At 64.1% G+C, this 15984-nt stretch carries 13 protein-coding genes; 5 read left to right on the top strand and 8 right to left on the bottom strand.

Annotation, left to right across the window (positions count from 1 at the left end; all coding sequences use genetic code 11):
* Positions 1 to 143 precede the first annotated feature (143 nt).
* The gene (locus ACREE8_RS13560) at positions 144 to 1073 is read right to left on the bottom strand and encodes a fatty acid desaturase (protein ID WP_431573538.1); all 930 of its coding nucleotides are present in this window, start codon (positions 1071 to 1073) and stop codon (positions 144 to 146) included.
* Positions 1074 to 1338: 265 nt separating this feature from the next.
* Here ACREE8_RS13560 and ACREE8_RS13555 point away from each other — a divergent pair, with 265 nt between their 5' ends.
* Genes ACREE8_RS13555 through ACREE8_RS13540 form a run of 4 tightly spaced genes read left to right on the top strand, consistent with a single transcriptional unit; the run spans position 1339 to position 3914 of the window.
* Positions 1339 to 1770: a GFA family protein gene (locus tag ACREE8_RS13555; RefSeq protein WP_431573537.1), complete on the top strand. Its 432-nt coding sequence runs from the start codon at positions 1339 to 1341 to the stop codon at positions 1768 to 1770.
* Complete coding sequence (locus ACREE8_RS13550; protein ID WP_431573536.1) at positions 1767 to 2207, top strand: GFA family protein; 441 nt, start codon at positions 1767 to 1769, stop codon at positions 2205 to 2207. The genes ACREE8_RS13555 and ACREE8_RS13550 overlap by 4 nt, the downstream gene beginning before the upstream one ends.
* Positions 2204 to 3010: a phosphate/phosphite/phosphonate ABC transporter substrate-binding protein gene (locus ACREE8_RS13545; protein ID WP_431573535.1), complete on the top strand. Its 807-nt coding sequence runs from the start codon at positions 2204 to 2206 to the stop codon at positions 3008 to 3010. Before ACREE8_RS13550 ends, ACREE8_RS13545 begins: the two co-directional genes overlap by 4 nt.
* The gene (locus ACREE8_RS13540) at positions 2994 to 3914 is read left to right on the top strand and encodes a DMT family transporter (RefSeq protein ID WP_431573534.1); all 921 of its coding nucleotides are present in this window, start codon (positions 2994 to 2996) and stop codon (positions 3912 to 3914) included. The genes ACREE8_RS13545 and ACREE8_RS13540 overlap by 17 nt, the downstream gene beginning before the upstream one ends.
* A gap of 5 nt (positions 3915 to 3919) precedes the next feature.
* Here ACREE8_RS13540 and ACREE8_RS13535 read toward each other — a convergent pair whose 3' ends face one another.
* From ACREE8_RS13535 to ACREE8_RS13520, 4 genes are all read right to left on the bottom strand, one after another.
* Complete coding sequence (locus ACREE8_RS13535; protein ID WP_431573533.1) at positions 3920 to 5077, bottom strand: NAD(P)/FAD-dependent oxidoreductase; 1158 nt, start codon at positions 5075 to 5077, stop codon at positions 3920 to 3922.
* Positions 5077 to 6024 (bottom strand): dimethyl sulfoxide reductase anchor subunit family protein, encoded by a 948-nt coding sequence (locus ACREE8_RS13530; protein WP_431573532.1) that lies wholly within the window; start codon positions 6022 to 6024, stop codon positions 5077 to 5079. The genes ACREE8_RS13535 and ACREE8_RS13530 overlap by 1 nt, the downstream gene beginning before the upstream one ends.
* A gap of 15 nt (positions 6025 to 6039) precedes the next feature.
* Entirely contained in the window at positions 6040 to 6792 is a 753-nt protein-coding gene (locus ACREE8_RS13525; protein WP_431573531.1) for a 4Fe-4S dicluster domain-containing protein, read from the bottom strand.
* Between the two features lie 187 nt (positions 6793 to 6979).
* Complete coding sequence (locus ACREE8_RS13520; RefSeq protein WP_431573530.1) at positions 6980 to 9883, bottom strand: molybdopterin oxidoreductase family protein; 2904 nt, start codon at positions 9881 to 9883, stop codon at positions 6980 to 6982.
* A 158-nt stretch (positions 9884 to 10041) separates the two neighbouring features.
* Between ACREE8_RS13520 and ACREE8_RS13515 the strand changes: the two genes are divergently transcribed.
* A complete protein-coding gene (locus ACREE8_RS13515) occupies positions 10042 to 10266 on the top strand; it encodes a sulfurtransferase TusA family protein (protein ID WP_431573529.1) in 225 nt (74 codons plus the stop codon).
* Between the two features lie 46 nt (positions 10267 to 10312).
* Here the strand turns inward: ACREE8_RS13515 and ACREE8_RS13510 are convergent, their stop codons facing one another.
* The 3 genes from ACREE8_RS13510 to ACREE8_RS13500 form a co-directional block, all read right to left on the bottom strand.
* Positions 10313 to 12493 (bottom strand): glycosyltransferase family 2 protein, encoded by a 2181-nt coding sequence (locus ACREE8_RS13510; protein ID WP_431573528.1) that lies wholly within the window; start codon positions 12491 to 12493, stop codon positions 10313 to 10315.
* A gap of 74 nt (positions 12494 to 12567) precedes the next feature.
* Positions 12568 to 13953, bottom strand: coding sequence for a glycosyltransferase family 4 protein (locus ACREE8_RS13505; RefSeq protein ID WP_431573527.1), 1386 nt, complete (start codon positions 13951 to 13953; stop codon positions 12568 to 12570).
* A complete protein-coding gene (locus tag ACREE8_RS13500; protein ID WP_431573526.1) occupies positions 13953 to 15857 on the bottom strand; it encodes a hypothetical protein in 1905 nt (634 codons plus the stop codon). Before ACREE8_RS13500 ends, ACREE8_RS13505 begins: the two co-directional genes overlap by 1 nt.
* Between the last annotated feature and the right edge of the window lie 127 nt (positions 15858 to 15984).

Below are 15984 nucleotides of genomic sequence, written 5' to 3'. Positions count from 1 at the left end.
GTAAAATAAACCAGGAAAGCCAGCGAAGTGTTCGGATGCGAACGGCGTGGCCTTCGAAATGCGAACGATTGGCCTCATCACCGGTTCCCGCCCCCTGAGCGGTCACCCTGGGATTTACAGTTCGAATCAGCGAAACGTGGAGGTCAGGGCCGGCCTTGCGGATGGATGACCGGCTCCTTCGGCGTCAGGAACCAGCGCCGCAGGACTTCGCCATAGCCGGCGAGGCGATAGCCGCCATTGGCCGCGAAGACCTGGTCGCGCACCTGCCGATAGCGCGCCGGCCGGTTGTGCCAGGGCGAGTTCGGCTCGTTGTGATGCACGAAATGCAGATTGTTGTTGAGATAGAGGAACGACATGATACGGCCCGCTTCGACGATGGCGGTCCGGCTGCCGATCTCGGCCGCGGCGCGATGCTCGCAGAAGGAGCGCAGGAGCGTCAGCGACAGGCCGGGATAGGCGAAACAAAGGACATATTTCCAGAATGACATGTCGCAGACGCCCATCGCCCACCAGAGCACGATGGCGACGGCCAGCACATGCACCAGCCATTGCCCGAGATGCTGCATGTCGCGGGTCGCGATCGCCTTGAGCAATTGCCGGGCGGCGCGATAGACGCAGTAGAGCGGCGTGACGAGGAGGCGGCCGGCCACCGTCGTCATCACCAGGCGCAGGCGCCGATGCAGGGGACCCAAGGCCGTCCATTGCTCCGCCGTCAGATAGTTCGATTCCGGGTCGTCGATCGGGCAGGTCAGGCGGTCGTCGCGGTGATGGGTCAGATGCGATTCACGGTAGCTGAGATAGGGCAGCCAGAGCCACAGCGAGGGATAGACCAGCAGGCTGTTGAGGAACCGGCCGCGGAAAGGAAACCCATGCACCGCTTCATGCTGCAGCGACCCGTGCAGGGCGACCGTGAAACCGCCCAAGGGCAGGAGCAGCCACCAGGGGATCACGTGGCTGTACCAAGTGAGCAACCCGAAGGTCACATAGACCCCCGCCGCTACAAACAGCGTGGGAACGTCGACGGAACTGCGGACGTAACTGGAGGGTGGGTCGAAAGCGACGATGCGGGCCATGACGGCGGAAGCTTATGCCCTTCCGGGAAAACGGCTGCAAGAGTGGGGCTTGCGCGGCCGACCGATACCAATCCTACACCATAAGTTGTTAACTTTCCTGCCCCGGCTGGCGCGGCGCTTTGCTCCTCCCGGCGGCAGTCCCCGCCGGATCGGGCGCCAGGTTGGGCGGATGACAAGCCGGCGCCCCGCCGCCATAATTGGCCTCTCGCCCAGCGCCGTGTCCGGCTTGCTGGGCGATCCTTTGAGGCGGCCAGGACCGGCAGGAATGAGCCAAATCCGACAATTGCCCACCCATGCGACCGGCCGCTGCCTGTGCGGGGCGATCCGGTTCGAGATCGATGGACCCTTGCGGGACGTGGTGGTCTGCCATTGCGGCCAATGCCGGCGTCAGCACGGCGCCCCGCCGGGCTACACCCAGGCCGCCTGGGAGCATATCCGCTTCGAAGGGGAGGAATCCCTGGCCTGGTACCGCTCCTCGGACAAGGCGCGCCGGGGTTTCTGCCGGGTCTGCGGCTCGAGCCTGTTCTGGGAGCCGATCGGGACCGGCCGGGTGTCCATCGCCGCCGGCTCGCTCGACGCGCCGACCGGCCTGAAGACCGTCCGCCATATCTTCGTCGCCGACAAAGGCGACTATTATGAAATCCATGACGATGCGGATCAGCTTTCGGGCTCGATGCTGACCGCCACCCGCTCATGACATCGCGGGCTGCGGACGGCGCTCCCACGGCGACGGGGCCCACCGCGACGGGGCATTGCCTCTGCGGCGCGGTGCGCTATCGCGTTTTCGCGACGCTCAACCCGGTGAGCAACTGCCATTGCAGCCAATGCCGCCGCCAGCATGGTGCCCCCGGCAGCTATACCGGCGGCCTGCCGGTCGAAAGCGTGGTCATCGACGGCCGCGAAAATCTGCGCTGGTATCAGTCTTCCGCCACGGCGCGACGCGGGTTCTGCCGCGAATGCGGTTCCAAGCTCTTTTGGCAGGCGACGAACCGGAAGACAATCGACATCGCCACCGGCAGCCTCGACCAGCCCACGGGTCTCCATCTTGGCCGCCATATCTTTGTCGCCGACAAGGGCGACTACTACGACATCGCGGACGATGTCCGCCGTTTCGCAGGCAGCAGCTCCTCATGACCATTGCCGGATTGCCGATGTATGACCCGCCGCTGCTGCATGCGGCGACCGACGCCTGGTGGTCGGGCCTCGCCCGCGCTTTCCGCCATGAAGGGCTCGAGGGCTTGCCGGAGCGCCTGACCCGCGGCATGCCCGAATATGAGTTGTGGGCGCGGCCCGATCTGGTCTTCGCCCAGACTTGCGGCTATCCGCTGATGAAGAGCTTCCGCCAGCGGCTCAAGGTGGTGGCGACGCCGGTCTATGACGCACCCGGCTGCGAAGGCGCCCATTACCGCAGCTGGATCGTGGTGCGCGAGGCGAGCCCTTTGATGCAGCTCGCCGAGCTCCGGGGCACGCGGGTCGCCTACAATTCGACGGACTCCCAGTCGGGCTACAATGTGCTGCGTGCGATGCTGGCGCCTCTGGCAAGAAACGGTCATTTCGTCTCGCAGGCGATCGAGACCGGCGGTCATCGCAAGAGCATCGCGGCGGTGCGCGAGGATCGGGCGGATTTTGCCGCGATCGATTGCGTCACCTATGCGGTCGTGATGCGCCATCAGCCCGAGCTGCTCTACGGAACGCGCGTTGTCGCGGCCAGTCCCTCGGTGCCCTCGCTGCCTTATGTGACGGCGCGGGAGACGACGGAAGACGATCTCGCGCGCATGAGAAACGGGCTCAAGGAAGCCCTGATCGAGCCGGACCTCGCCTGGGCGCGCGAGGCGCTGCTGATTGCCGGTGTGGAAATCCTCGCCGATGACGCTTACGAAACCATCCTGATCCAGGAGCGCGAGGCGCAGGCTCTAGGCTATGGCACGCTCGTCTGAGAAGGTCATCGCCGGCGGGCTGCTGCTGGCCAACCTCGCGGTGGCCGGCTCCGCCTTGTTCTGGGGCACGCTGTGGTGGCCGATGCGCCAATTGGCGGCGCGCGGCGTCGACGGGCCCTGGGTCGCCGTCCTCACCTTCGCGACGCCGGTTCTCCTTCTGCTGCCGGTGGTGCTGTGGCGCCGCCAACATTTCCGATCAGGGGGATGGCTCCTGGCCGGCACCGGCCTGCTGATCGGCAGCTCGAGCATCCTCTATGCCGATGGCCTGCTGGTCGGCGAGATCGTGCGCGTGCTGCTGCTGTTCTATCTCATGCCGGTTTGGAGCGTGCTGTTCGAGCGCCTCATCATCGGCACGCCGGTCACGCCGGCGCGCTTCGGCACGATCGCGCTGGGGTTGGTCGGCATGATCGTGCTGATGGGTTTCGAGAACGGCTTCCCGTTTCCGCGCTCGTTGGGCGACTGGTTCGGGCTGACCTCGGGCGTCTGCTGGGCGCTCGGAATCGTGCTCGTTCGCCTGGGAGGGCCGGCCGGTGCCTTCGAGAAGACCTACGCACAATTCGCCGGTGCGGTTCTTGTCGGTCTCCTCTTGATGCCGTTGATCCTCAGCCCCGTGCCGCCTTTCCCGGCGAACGCCATCACCGATCATTGGCCCTGGCTCCTGGCCATAGCCGCCTTCTGGCTGATCCCGACGGCGGGCTTGAGCCTGTGGGGCGCGGGGCAGCTGTCGCCGGTGCGCTCGGCCCTGCTGCTGATGTTCGAGGTGCCGGTCGGGGTGATCTCGTCGGTCCTCCTGACCGACGAGCCCTTCGGCCTGCGCGAGATGATCGGCGGCGCGCTCATCGTCAGCGCGGCGATCCTCGACGTGCTGCTGGTGCCGCAGGCGGCGGAGCCGGCGCGCGGCTGACGGCGTCAGAAGCCGAAGCGCGCCGGCCGGAACGGCGCCAGTGCCGCCGGCATGGTGCCGGTGGTGATCTCCTCGGCCAGAAGATCGGCGATTGCCAGCGCCAGGGTTACGCCGCTATGCGTCGCCGCGACGAAGGCGCCGGGCGTATCCTGCAGCGGTCCCAGGATCGAATGGCCGTCGGCGGGCATGGCGCGCCGGCCGATCCGGTGGGTGGCGCCGCGATGCAGATCGATCTTGCGCAGGTCCGGCATCCAATCGAGCGCGCGCTCGATCAGGGTCTGGCGTCCGGACAGCAGGCTGGCCTCGGTGGGATTGGCCCGGATCTGGGTATCGATATCGTCGGCGCCGAGCAGCAGGCCGCCGCCCGGCGTCCGGCGCAGATGAAAGCCGGTCTCGTCCGGCGACCAGAGCACCATGTCGAAGCCCGACGCCAAGGGCGTGGCCGGCGTCTCCACCAGCAGCCCTGCCAGCTCCTCGACCGGAAAGCCGCTGCGGCCCGTCGCCAGTTCGACGATCGAGGCGGCAGCTGTCCCGCCGGCGATGACCAGATGCCTGCAAGGGATGACGCCTTCGGCCGTGACGGCGGCGCGCACCGAGCCGTCGGCCGCGCGATCCAATCCCTTGATGGCGCAATTCTCGCGCAGGATGGCGCCGCGCTCGGCCAGCTGCGCCTTGAGCCAGCCCAGCAGCCGCGGCACCTCGATCCAGCGATCGAGCGAGGCGAACAATCCTTCCGCACCATCGGGGAAGGCCAAGCCGGGAGCGAGCCGGCGCATGGCCGGGGCGTCGACCCAGTCCGCGCTGTAGCCCCAGCGCCGCAGGACGCCGCCCTGATCGCGCATCCGGTCGAACAGATGGGATTTGTCCGGCCCTGCCCATTGCAGCGAGCCGTTGCCGGCAAGTCCGATCGCCGAGGCGCCAATCTGGCGGGCCAGCTTCTCGTAAGCGTCGACACCGGCGCGATTCAGCCGGTGATAGGCCTCATGCTCGGTCTTGGAGGTGCCGTTGATCCAGGCGAAGGTCGCAGCGCTGATCTGGCCGCCGGCGACGCCGGCATCGAAGGCGACGATCTTAAATCCGCTGCGCGCCAGGCGCCAGGCGAGCGCCAGCCCGACGATGCCGCTGCCGGCGACGACGATGTCGGCTGTCCTCGGAATCGCCATCAGACCTCGCTGGCTCCGTAGTAAAGCGTCACGGCATGGCGGGCCTGCGCGAAGAACAGCCACCGCTCCACGAACACGCCGGCCATGCCCGAGATCGCAGCCAGGAAAGCGACCGCGATGCCTGCGATCGGCGACAGCACGAACAGCAGCAGCGTCAGCAACAGCGGCAGGCCGAAGGCCAACAATAGCGCAATCCGGCGCAGTTTCGCCGCATGTTTGCGGGCGATGCGGAATCCCATCTCCCGCATCAGATAATTCTCGCCGGTATGGGGCGCCTCGAACAACCTGACCTTGCCCAGCGCGCCGAGACCGGTGGCGCTTTCGGCGGTGCTGCGCGGAGCGGCGGCATCGATATGGCGCCAATAGCCGAGCTTCACGGCGGTCGCGACCAGGATCAATCCCAGCGCGATCCAGGCCTGCAGCGGATCGCCCAGACCGAAGGCCAGCGCCAGCGCGTCGAGCCAAAGCGCGCCGGTCATCAGCCCCAGCGCCAGGTAAACGGGTAGGGTCCAGCCGTTCGACCAGCGCGGGATCGGCTTCAGACAGGCATAGATCATCGCGGTGCAGGCGATCGTCACCAGGGAAAGCAGGAAGGTCGCGAACCCGAAAACCGCCCAGATGCCGTCATGAGTCTGCAGCAGCACCCAGCCCAGCGCGAAGAGGCCGGTCGGCAGGAAGGTGATGCAGGCGATCAGCCCCTCCCGCGACAGCCAGGAGGTGCGCCATTGCGAGAAAGCGCGCCAGGCGCGTTCGGGATGGCCCAGATGGAAGGTCGAAGAGAGCAGGCCGATCGAGACCGCGGCAAGGCCGAGACCCAGGCCGGCGAGGCCGAACCAGCGATCGGCCGGCAGGCGATCGAGCGACCCCAGCAGGCTCATCAGGGCCAGCAGCCCATATCCAGCGCCGGACATTGTCGTGAAAAAGATAACCGAGAAGGCGGGATGCATGTCAGGCGCAGCCGATCATCGCGACAGGGCCCGATCGACCCAGCGCAGCAGCACATTGCCGATGTTGCCGTTGCCGAGCGATTCGAGACGTGCTGGCGCACCGCTGCCGGCCTCGCAGCTGTTCTTGCGCGGGCGCGGCGGCAGATATTTGTTGGTCGGGCGGTAGCCCTGCTCGGGCATCAGGTCATAGCCCTGCCGCTCGGCCACCAGTCGCGAGACCGAGGATTCGGGATCGCCCAGATCGCCGAAATGGCGGGCGCCGACGGGGCAGGTGGCCACGCAAGCCGGCACACGATCGATCTCGGGAAGATTCTCATTGTAGATCTTGTCGACGCAGAGGGTGCATTTCTTCATCACGCCGACATCGTAATCATATTCGCGCGCGCCATAGGGGCAGGCCCAGGAACAGAGCTTGCAGCCGATGCAGATATCTTCATTGACCAGGACGATCCCGTCCTCGGCGCGCTTGTAGGAAGCGCCGGTCGGACAGACCGTGACGCAGGCCGGCTCCGCGCAATGGAGGCAGGAGCGGGGAAAATGCACCGTCTGGCTCTCGCGGCCTTCGCCGACCTCGAAGCTGTGGATGCGGTTGAACCAGACGCCGAGCGGATTGGGGCCGTAGGGATCCTCGTCCGTCATCGGCGCCATCTGGCCGCCGCTGTTCCACTCCTTGCAGTTCACCGCACAGGCGTGACAGCCGACGCAGATATCGAGATCGATGACGAGCCCGAGCTGCTTGCCGGTTGGATGGGCGGGGAGGGAGGTCATGCGGCCGCCCTCCGGCGCGTTTTGTCTTGCGCGATACCCCTCCCCCTACCCCCTAAGTCGATGTGATCGCTTCGCTCTACTTCTGAGCTTCGATCGCGATTTGGAATTGAGGTCGCGTCCCATTTCCTCGCCCCCTCCCCTTGCGGGAGGGGGTAGGGGGAGGGGTGGCAGCTGCAACAATGCATCATCACACCTTCTCCTTCCGTCCGCGGAAGGCGGCGCCATAGCGCAGCCGCTTCGGGCGCTTGGGCGCGCCCGGGATCGGTTTGGCGGCGGGGAATTGTGGCTCGGTGCGGCCGCTTTCAGCCGGCGTGCATTTCTCCAGCCGCACTTTGAGATCGTACCAGGCGGCCTGGCCGGTGACCGGATCGCTGTTCGAGTAGCGATGGCCATCGGGCTTCGGTGGCAGCAATTCCGAGATCACGTGATTGAGGAGGAATCCCTGCTCGGATTCCGGCGCCTTGGGCGAAAGGTCCCAGGCGCCCTTGCGCTTGCCGATCGCATTCCAGGTCCAGACGGTGCGTTCGTCGACGCCTTCCATCAGCTTGATGGGTGCCTTGACGCGGCCATGCGCACTGACGATCCAGACCCAGTCCTCGTCCGCCAGACCCAGCGCCTCGCCGGTGCGGCGGTTCACGAACAGCTTGTTATGGCCGTGGATCTGGCGGAGCCAGGCGTTCTGCGAGCCCCAGCTGTGATACATCGCCATCGGGCGCTGCGTGATGGCGTAGAGCGGGAACGCCGCCTCATTGCCGGCTTCCTGCTCGAGTGGGCGATACCAGAAGGGCAGGGGGTCAAAATAGGTGGCGATCCGCTCGCGATGCGCGTCCGGCGGCTGCATCCTTCCGTACCCTGCGGCGGCGAGACGGAATTTCTGCAGCACCTCGCTATAGATCTGCATTTGGATCGGCTCGGGGCGGTCGATGAACCCCATCTGGGTCGCCCAGCGCAGATAGTCGGCATTGGCGAAGCGATAATAGCGCTGATTCGGCTCCAGCTCATGGCGCCAGAAGCAGCCATTGGCCTTGTACATCTCGAGCTGATTCGGATTGACCTCGCCGCGGCCGATCTTGTCGCCGTCGGCGCCTCGCCAGCCGGCCAGCGGTCCGATGCCCGGACGGCGTTCGTGATTGACGATGTAATCGGCATAGAAGCCCGGATAGCGGGGCTCACCCTCAGGCGTGGTGAAGCCTTTGAGACCGAGGCGCGCGCCCAGATCGATCAGCACGTCCTGGAAGGGCCGCACGTCGCGGTCGGGTTGGATCACCGGCTGGCGGATCGCGTCGGCGCAGCCATCGGCATCCGAGATCGGCCGGTCCAGCAGCGAGATGCAGTCATGGCGCTCGAGATAAGTGGTGTCGGGGAACACCAGGTCCGCATAAGAGACCATCTCCGAGGCATAGGCATCGGAATAGATGATGTGCGGAATCTTGTATTGCCCGGTCGCCGGATCCTTGTCGGAAAGCATCTTCATCGTGCCGCTGCTGTTCATGGCCGAGTTCCAGCTCATATTGGCCATGTAGAGGAACAGCACGTCGATCGGGTAGGGATCGCCCGCCCAGGCGTTGGCGATCACCATATGCATCAACCCATGGGCCGCGAGCGGCGCCTCCCAGCTGAAGGCCTTGTCGATGCGGCGCGCCGTGCCGTCGGGATCGACCAGCAGATTCTCAGGGCCCGTCGGGAATCCCAGCGGCATGCCGCCCAAAGCCTCGCCGGGATTCATCTCGAGCGCATGGCCCGCCGGCAGGGGTGCCGGCGGCACCGGCTTCGGATAGGGCGGCTTATGGCGGAAGCCCCCCGGGCAGTCGATCGAGCCCAACAGCATCTGCAGGAGATGGATCGAGCGGCAGGTATGAAAGCCGTTCGAATGGGCCGAGATGCCGCGCATCGCATGCATGCTCACGGGCCGCCCGATCACATGGTCGTGGTGACGCCCGAGCCAGTCGGTCCAGGGAATGTCGAGGCGGATTTCCTGCTCGAAGGCCGCGTGCGCCAGCTCCGCGGCGATCCGCCGTGTCGTGTCGGCCGGAATGCCGGTCTCCTCGGCGACCGCGTCCGGGCAGTAGCGCGGATCGAGATAGCGCTCCGCCATGAGCTGGAACGCAGGGACGGCGTGCCGACCGTCGGGCAAGGTGAACTCGCCGATCAGCCCCGGATCGAGATCGGCCTGATAGGCGGTGACGGGCGCGTTGGCTTGCTTGTTCCAGGCCAGCGGCTGGCCTTCGCTGTTGCGCGCGAAGAGCCCGTCCTGCGCCGTTCCGGGCGCCCGGATCACGAGCCATGAGGCGTTGGTGTAGCGCACCAGATAGTCGACATCGATCTTGTCGGCCTTGAGCAGCTCATGGATCAGCGCCAGCACGAACAGCCCGTCGCTGCCCGGCCGGATGCCGAGCCATTCGTCGGCGATCGCGGAATAGCCGGTGCGCACCGGGTTGATCGAGAGGAACTTGGCGCCATGGTCCGCCGGCCGGCCCTTGAGCTTGCCCAGCCCGATCTTGATCGGGTTGCTGGCATGGTCCTCGGCGACGCCGAACATGACGAAGTACCGGGTATGGTCCCAGTCCGGCTCGCCGAACTCCCAGAACGACCCGCCGATCGAGTAGAGCCCGGCGGCGGCCATGTTGACGGAGCAGAACCCGCCATGGGCGGCATAATTGGGCGTGCCGAATTCCTTGGCCCAGAAGCCGGTGAGGGCCTGGCTCTGGTCGCGGCCGGTGAAGAAGGCGAGTTTCCTGGGATCGCGCCAGCGGACCTCGGACAGCCACTGGGTCGCCAGCAGCAGCGCTTCTTCCCATTCGATCTCGACGAACTCGCCCTGGCCGCGCTCGCCGACGCGCTTCAGGGGCTTGCGCAGCCGGGCCGGCGAGTTCTGGGTCATGATGCCGGCCGAGCCCTTGCCGCACAGCACGCCCTTGTTCACCGGATGGTCGCGATTGCCCTCGATATAGCGGACCCGTCCGTCCTTGATATGGACCTTGATTCCGCAGCGGCAGGCGCACATGTAGCAGGTGGTCGTCTTGACCTCGTCCGAAACCTTCGGCGAGGTGTCGACCTGCTCATGAACCGTGGTGAAGACGTCGAATCGCAAAATCCGGTAGACCTCGAAATGATCGCGCCCGGAGCATAGCCGCTGGCGGCCCGATCATCGGCAAAAACCTTGCCTCGTCCAGGATTCCAGCCGCCCGGACTGCCGCTGGCCTCGGATTTTGCTAGGATGTGGCCCAACCCTGGGACGTTCCCTGTCGCATGACAACCACCCTCGATGCCCGCAATCTCAAATGCCCCTTGCCGGTCTTGCGCGCGCGCAAGGCGATGAAGGAGGTCGCGGCCGGCGGTCTGCTCAAGGTGCTGGCGACCGACCCGGGCGCGCCTCGGGATTTCGTGCATTTTTGCCGGACCACCGGCCATGAGCTGGTCGAGTCGACCGAGTCGGACGGGATTTATAGCGTTACGATTCGAAAGTCCGCCTGATCGGTTGTTCGCCTGAGTCCCTTGGTCGGGGACTGCTCCGCGCATTTCAGCCCCGGCGAAGCCAGCGAGAGCCATGGCGCGCGATGTTGGCCAGCTTTCGAAGGCGGACGGCGAGGCGGAAAGCTCGCGACCCCAGCTGTGCCTCGGCCTCGATGAGCCGCGTGGCGGTCTTCTCGATAATCATGGAAAAGCGCTCAAGCCGATCGCCGATACCGGCAGGCTTGGCCGAGGCCAGGATCGTCTCAAACACGCCGGCGTTGTATGCGGGATCGAAATGACTCCGGCAATAAGCTTCGAGCCGCTTCATGAGTTCGGCCCGGACATTCGCGTCCCGCACCCGTTCAATGGCTGCCGACCATTCGCTTGATGCGCCATTGACCTTGATGATTCCTTCATTTTCTCCTGCCCTGGCGAATGCTATCTCGTCCGTCACCAGGGGAACCGCGCCCAGATAAAGCGAGGTCAGCAAGACGCTGTCGGTCTTGTAAGCGATGTTCGAGCTGGCGCCTTTCGAGTGAACAAGGATGTCGATGCCGGGCCTGCGCCAGCGTTCGGCGAAGTCGTCATAGAGATAGACGGGCGGCACATCGCGGAATGCGACCGGCGGGCGCGGTCTCGTCCAAGCCTTCGGCTTCGGCGATCTTCTGGCGAACAACTCGACAGCGCCTTGCTTGGCGACTGCCTCCAGGGCGGGATAGACATTGCATTCCAGATCGGCCCGCCGGAAGTCGCCGCCGATGAATCCAATGCGTAGCGAGGAAGGATGGGGTTCCTGCAGAATTCGTCGATACTTTTCCAGTGCGATTCGATCGAACACGGGCCCGAAGGGTCGGACATCGCCATGCAGATTTTCTGCCGTGTAGTAGCCGGCCAGACTGGGCGACGTCGCGAGAACCGCCTTGAATCTGCGCAAGGCCCGTCTCATGTTCCCGATCTTGTATCTCGCGAAGCTCCTGTCTTCACGCGCCAACTCGATGAAATTGTCGTCGGCGAGGTAGTAGAGATCGATTCTCGCCATGAGACATGCTTCGGTCAGCGCTTGGATCGAATCGTCGAGCAGGAACCGCACGATGATGATGGCATCACATGTCATCGCCGCCTGTAGCTGGCGGGCGTATGGTGCCGAGAGATCGATGAAGCGAAGACTTGGTCCGTATTGCTCCCTGATTCCGTCGAAACAGAGCGAAACCGAAGCATCCATATGACCGAGCACGCCAACGGTCGGTCGTGTGGCTGCGGCGAGTATGTCGCGATCAACCGCCCCCCCGCCACGCGACGGACTGATCCAGGCCTTGTCCTCGAAGAAATTGCCGGCGGCGGCCGTGGCGGCCTTCAACCAGTGCGATGACGCTTCCGGAACCGCGGTCACATCGCGGTCGGGAAGGTTTCCAGGCAGCAAATCACCGGGCGAGCGACTGGAATTGAACTCATCCCTGACGTCTTTGTAGACGGGATAGACCCTTCCCAGGCTGTCGGCCAGCGAGGGACCCATCTCGCGTCCCATGAAGGCGGGAACCCGGATGATCGGATAATGGCGGTGAATGCGACGCCAGAGATCCCAGTCGCACTCACGCGCGGCGAGAACATGCGGATCGAAGAAGCCGACCTGTTCGACGATAGTCCTCGGAACGACGACGCTCGCATTCGCGATGAAGTTGTACCTTGCCAGGTTGCCATAGGGAATTTCGGCCTTCCCCAGAGTGTTGACGTGGCCGTCCGATCCCACCATGTCCGCATAGCCGTGGACGAGCGATTGCGGATGCGCCCGCGCCGCTGGCAACAGCTGTTCGAAGGCGCCCGGATCGAAGATGAAATCGTCGAATGCAAAACCGATGAAACGGCCCCGCGACTTGAGATAGGCCTCGAACTCGGATACTGCTGGAAGGCCGATATTGCGCGGATGGGTGAGACAGCCGATGCGTCCGTCATCGGCCATCGCGCGGCGAATGATGTCGGCGCTGCCGTCGGTCGAAGCATCGTCAATGATGATGAGCTCGAAGTCGCGGAAAGTCTGGCCCCGGATGTTGTCGATTGCCGCCTGAAGCAGTCCATCCCGGCCGCGACGGAACGTCGGGAGAAAGATGGAGAGTTCGGGATCGGCGCCCTTCCAGGCGCTCCCGGCGGCCCATACCGTGTCGGCGACGAGTTCTGAAACCTTAGGCATGAGGAAATTCACCGAGTCGTTCAGTCCGCCGCAAAATAACAGTTGCTGGGCAGCGGATTCCATGTCGGTAAAGCGGATATGAGCTGATCATCGAACTGGCAGGCGCCGAGTCGGCCGGTCGAATCGCAGATTCCGGCTCATCGTGGAGCCCGGCCGGTCAATGCGCGTCGTGTCAAACGCGCCGCGCCTCGAAGATAGTTTCTCAGTCGAGGGCTGCCCGAAAGAAAGCGGCGAAGCGGGACGCCCATCCTCCAGTAGGTCGATGCCCGGATCGCCGCCAGCTCGCGCTCGGCGTCGCTGGGAACAGCAACCGCCGCGACGGGGTGAATCACCTCGCCGTCGATTGCCGACAGAAGCCGCAGGGCGTTCAGCCCGATCGGGTCGGCTTCTCGATAGCCGGCGAATTCCGCCTCCACCTGCCTCAACATCCGATCAAACTCACCCAGGGATGTTCTGCCATCATATCGTTCGACGACTCGGTTCCTCCCGGCTTGCGCGAACCTCTTCGATGCGCCCGGCGTTTCCCTCATTATCCTTATCTTCTGCGCAAGGTCGTTCGCATCTCCCGGGGTGAAATGCAGCCCCGTGACCATATCCTCGACGATATCGATCAAACCGCCGGTTCGCGCCGCGATGACCGGTGTTCCGGCAGCCATGGATTCGATCGCTACCATGCCGAAAGGCTCAATCTGCGATGGCACTATGGTGGCGAAAGCCTGGGCATAGACAAGACCCGCATTGCTCGTGCGGCCAGGGAAGGCGACTAGATCGGAAACGCCGAGTTTTCGTGTGAGATCCTGTAACGAGCTGCCAAGCGGACCGTCACCATAGACGTCGACACCGATCTCGATGCCACTGTCCCGCAGGAGTCGGACCGCCTGAATGACGATATCGATCCCCTTGTGACGTTCCAATGTGCCAAGCACGCAGAATCGGGTGCTCGCAGCTCTCTGAATCGGGCGCGGATCGAGATCGGTCCAATTGGGAATTGTGCAGACGATCCCGGGCCGGGCAAGCAGGCGGAAATGACTTTCAGTCCAAGACGAACAGCATACGATGCGACTGGCGGATTCCAGTGCGATGCCGTCCGCAACTGTCTTGAGCCAATCGAATCGCCGGATTTGCCCCGGATCGAGAATGCCGTGGGCCCAGAGAATATAGGGCAGGCCCGCCATCCTTGCTCCCAGAGGCGCCTCGAGATTCGTGAGGGTATTCACGACCACGACGTCGGCCTTTGTCTGCCAGTACAGATCCGCATAAGCCTCGGCGGATCTGAGAACATGACGCGCGTATTCCGCGGCTTCTTGCGAATCTTCGAACAAGTACCAGCGTGTGGCCGGAGCTTCTTGCCACTTGATGCCCGCGCTTGCCAACGTCGCGGGCATCGGCCCGAGGGACGCCTCGGGTATCAACACCGTCGCGCGATGTCTAGTTCCTCGCTCAAGGCCGACCGCGAGATTGACCAGCATGCGTTCCGCGCCGGAAAGCAGAGGCGAATGCGAAACCAGGGTCACGTTCGCCATTATCGGCGAAACTCTCTTGCAGCGTGAACGCGCCGCATCAAGGCGGCAAACTGCTTCGCGACAACCGGGACATCGAAGCTTGTCGCGATATCGGTGCGAGCCGTCGCGTGCATGGTTCCCAGAAGATCCTTATCCAGAAGCCCCTCGACAGCCTGCCGCCATGCCTCCTTTTGGCTATGATCATGGACGAGAACGCCGTTCTCGCCCTGTTGGATGCACCAGATATAGGGCTCGACATCGGAATAGACGCCGACCGCCCCGGCAGCGGTGGTCTCAAGGTATTTGTTCGGGCATTTGGATCGCGACGTGCGCGTGTCGTCGAGCGGACCCAGGAGAATATCCACGCCGGTCTTGCGGATCTCCCGGGCATATTGCTCGTAGGGAAGATGGGGGAGCTCGATGATGCGGCATCCCGCAATGAGGTTTCGTTGATGCGGGAGAACGGTGCCGAAAACGAGCAGATCCACATCGGTTCTTGCTCTTCCTATTTCGCCCAAGGCCGCGAAAGGAGCGTCGGTGAAACGTGCGGATCCGCTGTAACCGATCAGAAACCGTTCGGAGGCGGGCCGCGGCGTCGCCTCGAATGCCGCAAGATCCACGCTGTTCGGAAGGCTGATGACCTGGCGGGCGTAGGGCGCAAGGTCCGAGATCAGGAGGCGGTTATATGTAAGGACGTGGTCGGCATTGCTGATCCCAAACAAGAAATTCTCGTAGTTGGGAGTGCCGCGGCTGAAGCTGGCTTTGTAAAGGTCCGGCCAGTCGGCCGCAACCGTGAGCCAGTTGTCGTCGATCATGTAAATCGAGGGGATTCGAAGGTCGCGGCACCATCCGATGATGTTCCGAACATTGTCCACTTTGCAGCGAGAAAGAATGACGATATCGCTGCCGGCGATGTCATTTCGGGTAACAAGATGATCGAAGAGCGATTTGTAGGTGGCAAATCCGCTGCCCTCGAGATTGTCGACATAGTTGAAGAAGCAGAGCCGGTTGTGATGATATTCCCAGGGACCGCCGGTCACGGTAATCTTCAGAGGGCCTGGGCGATCCGTGGCCGGCGAGGCCGCCGGCGGATCGGATCGCGCCAACGAGGCGCTGCGGCGCAGGAGATAGGCGACGTCACCTTCTGGAATGTCCTTCAGGAATGATGATTGTCGAGTGTCCGACGGCCGGAGCCGCCGCGACAGATAACGTCGTTGCAGGTCGTCCGAAACAGGGACGGGTGCGGGGAAATGCGCGGCCATATCGGCTACGACCGGTTGGCGACGCTGCGTCCCGTCGAGAAAGGTGAAATTGTACGATCGAGCGAGCCGAAGCAGGAGGTCCCATTCGGCCGACCGCTGCATCAGCGGCGATGGATCGAAGCCCCCTATGGCTTCCAGTAGCCTGCGAGGGATGGCGACGCTGGACGGAGAGAGCAGGGGGCCGTTCAGCAACCAGCCATAGAGATTCTCACCCGACAAGCCGTGTGGCAGCCCGTAACGTCCAGCGATATCGTGATCGGCGATTGCGAGGATCTCGTCTATGGGTCCGTCGCTCCGGGACGCCGCAGCCAGCGAATCAACGATGCGGGGGGACAGGAGGTCCCGGGCGCTGGCAAATAGCACGCGCTGCCCTGCTGCGGAGGCCAGGCCTCGGTTGAAGAGGCGAGCCGGCGACCAGTCCTCCTCGGGAGCGGTCAGCGTCGTGACGCTGGCATATGCCGAGCTCAGCGATTGGGCGGTCGGCAGGGTCTGCCACCGGCTATCGGCGAAAACGACGATGACCTCGATGTCGGCCGGTGCCGGTGCAAAGATCTGGTCAAGGGCTTCTGCGAAGCGGCCCAATGCGATCTGGTTGATCTCGAACCGGCCGAAGAATGCCGCTATGATCGACAGGGAAATATGAGCCTTTGCATCCGCGAACATGTGCGACCTCTAGGCACCTTGCCGGCTGGCTGTCGAGACCGCTGCTAGCTTGCTTGAAGCTATTGCAAGGCTGTGGAAAGTAATAGACCGAGTAGCCTTCGTAATCGAATTCGGTGCAGGCAGGAAG

It is taken from the genome of Hypericibacter sp. (genome assembly GCF_050729195.1).
Classification (GTDB): Bacteria; Pseudomonadota; Alphaproteobacteria; order Dongiales; family Dongiaceae; genus Hypericibacter.
Note: the sequence above shows the minus strand (reverse complement) of the source record. Positions and strands in the feature narration are given on the sequence as shown.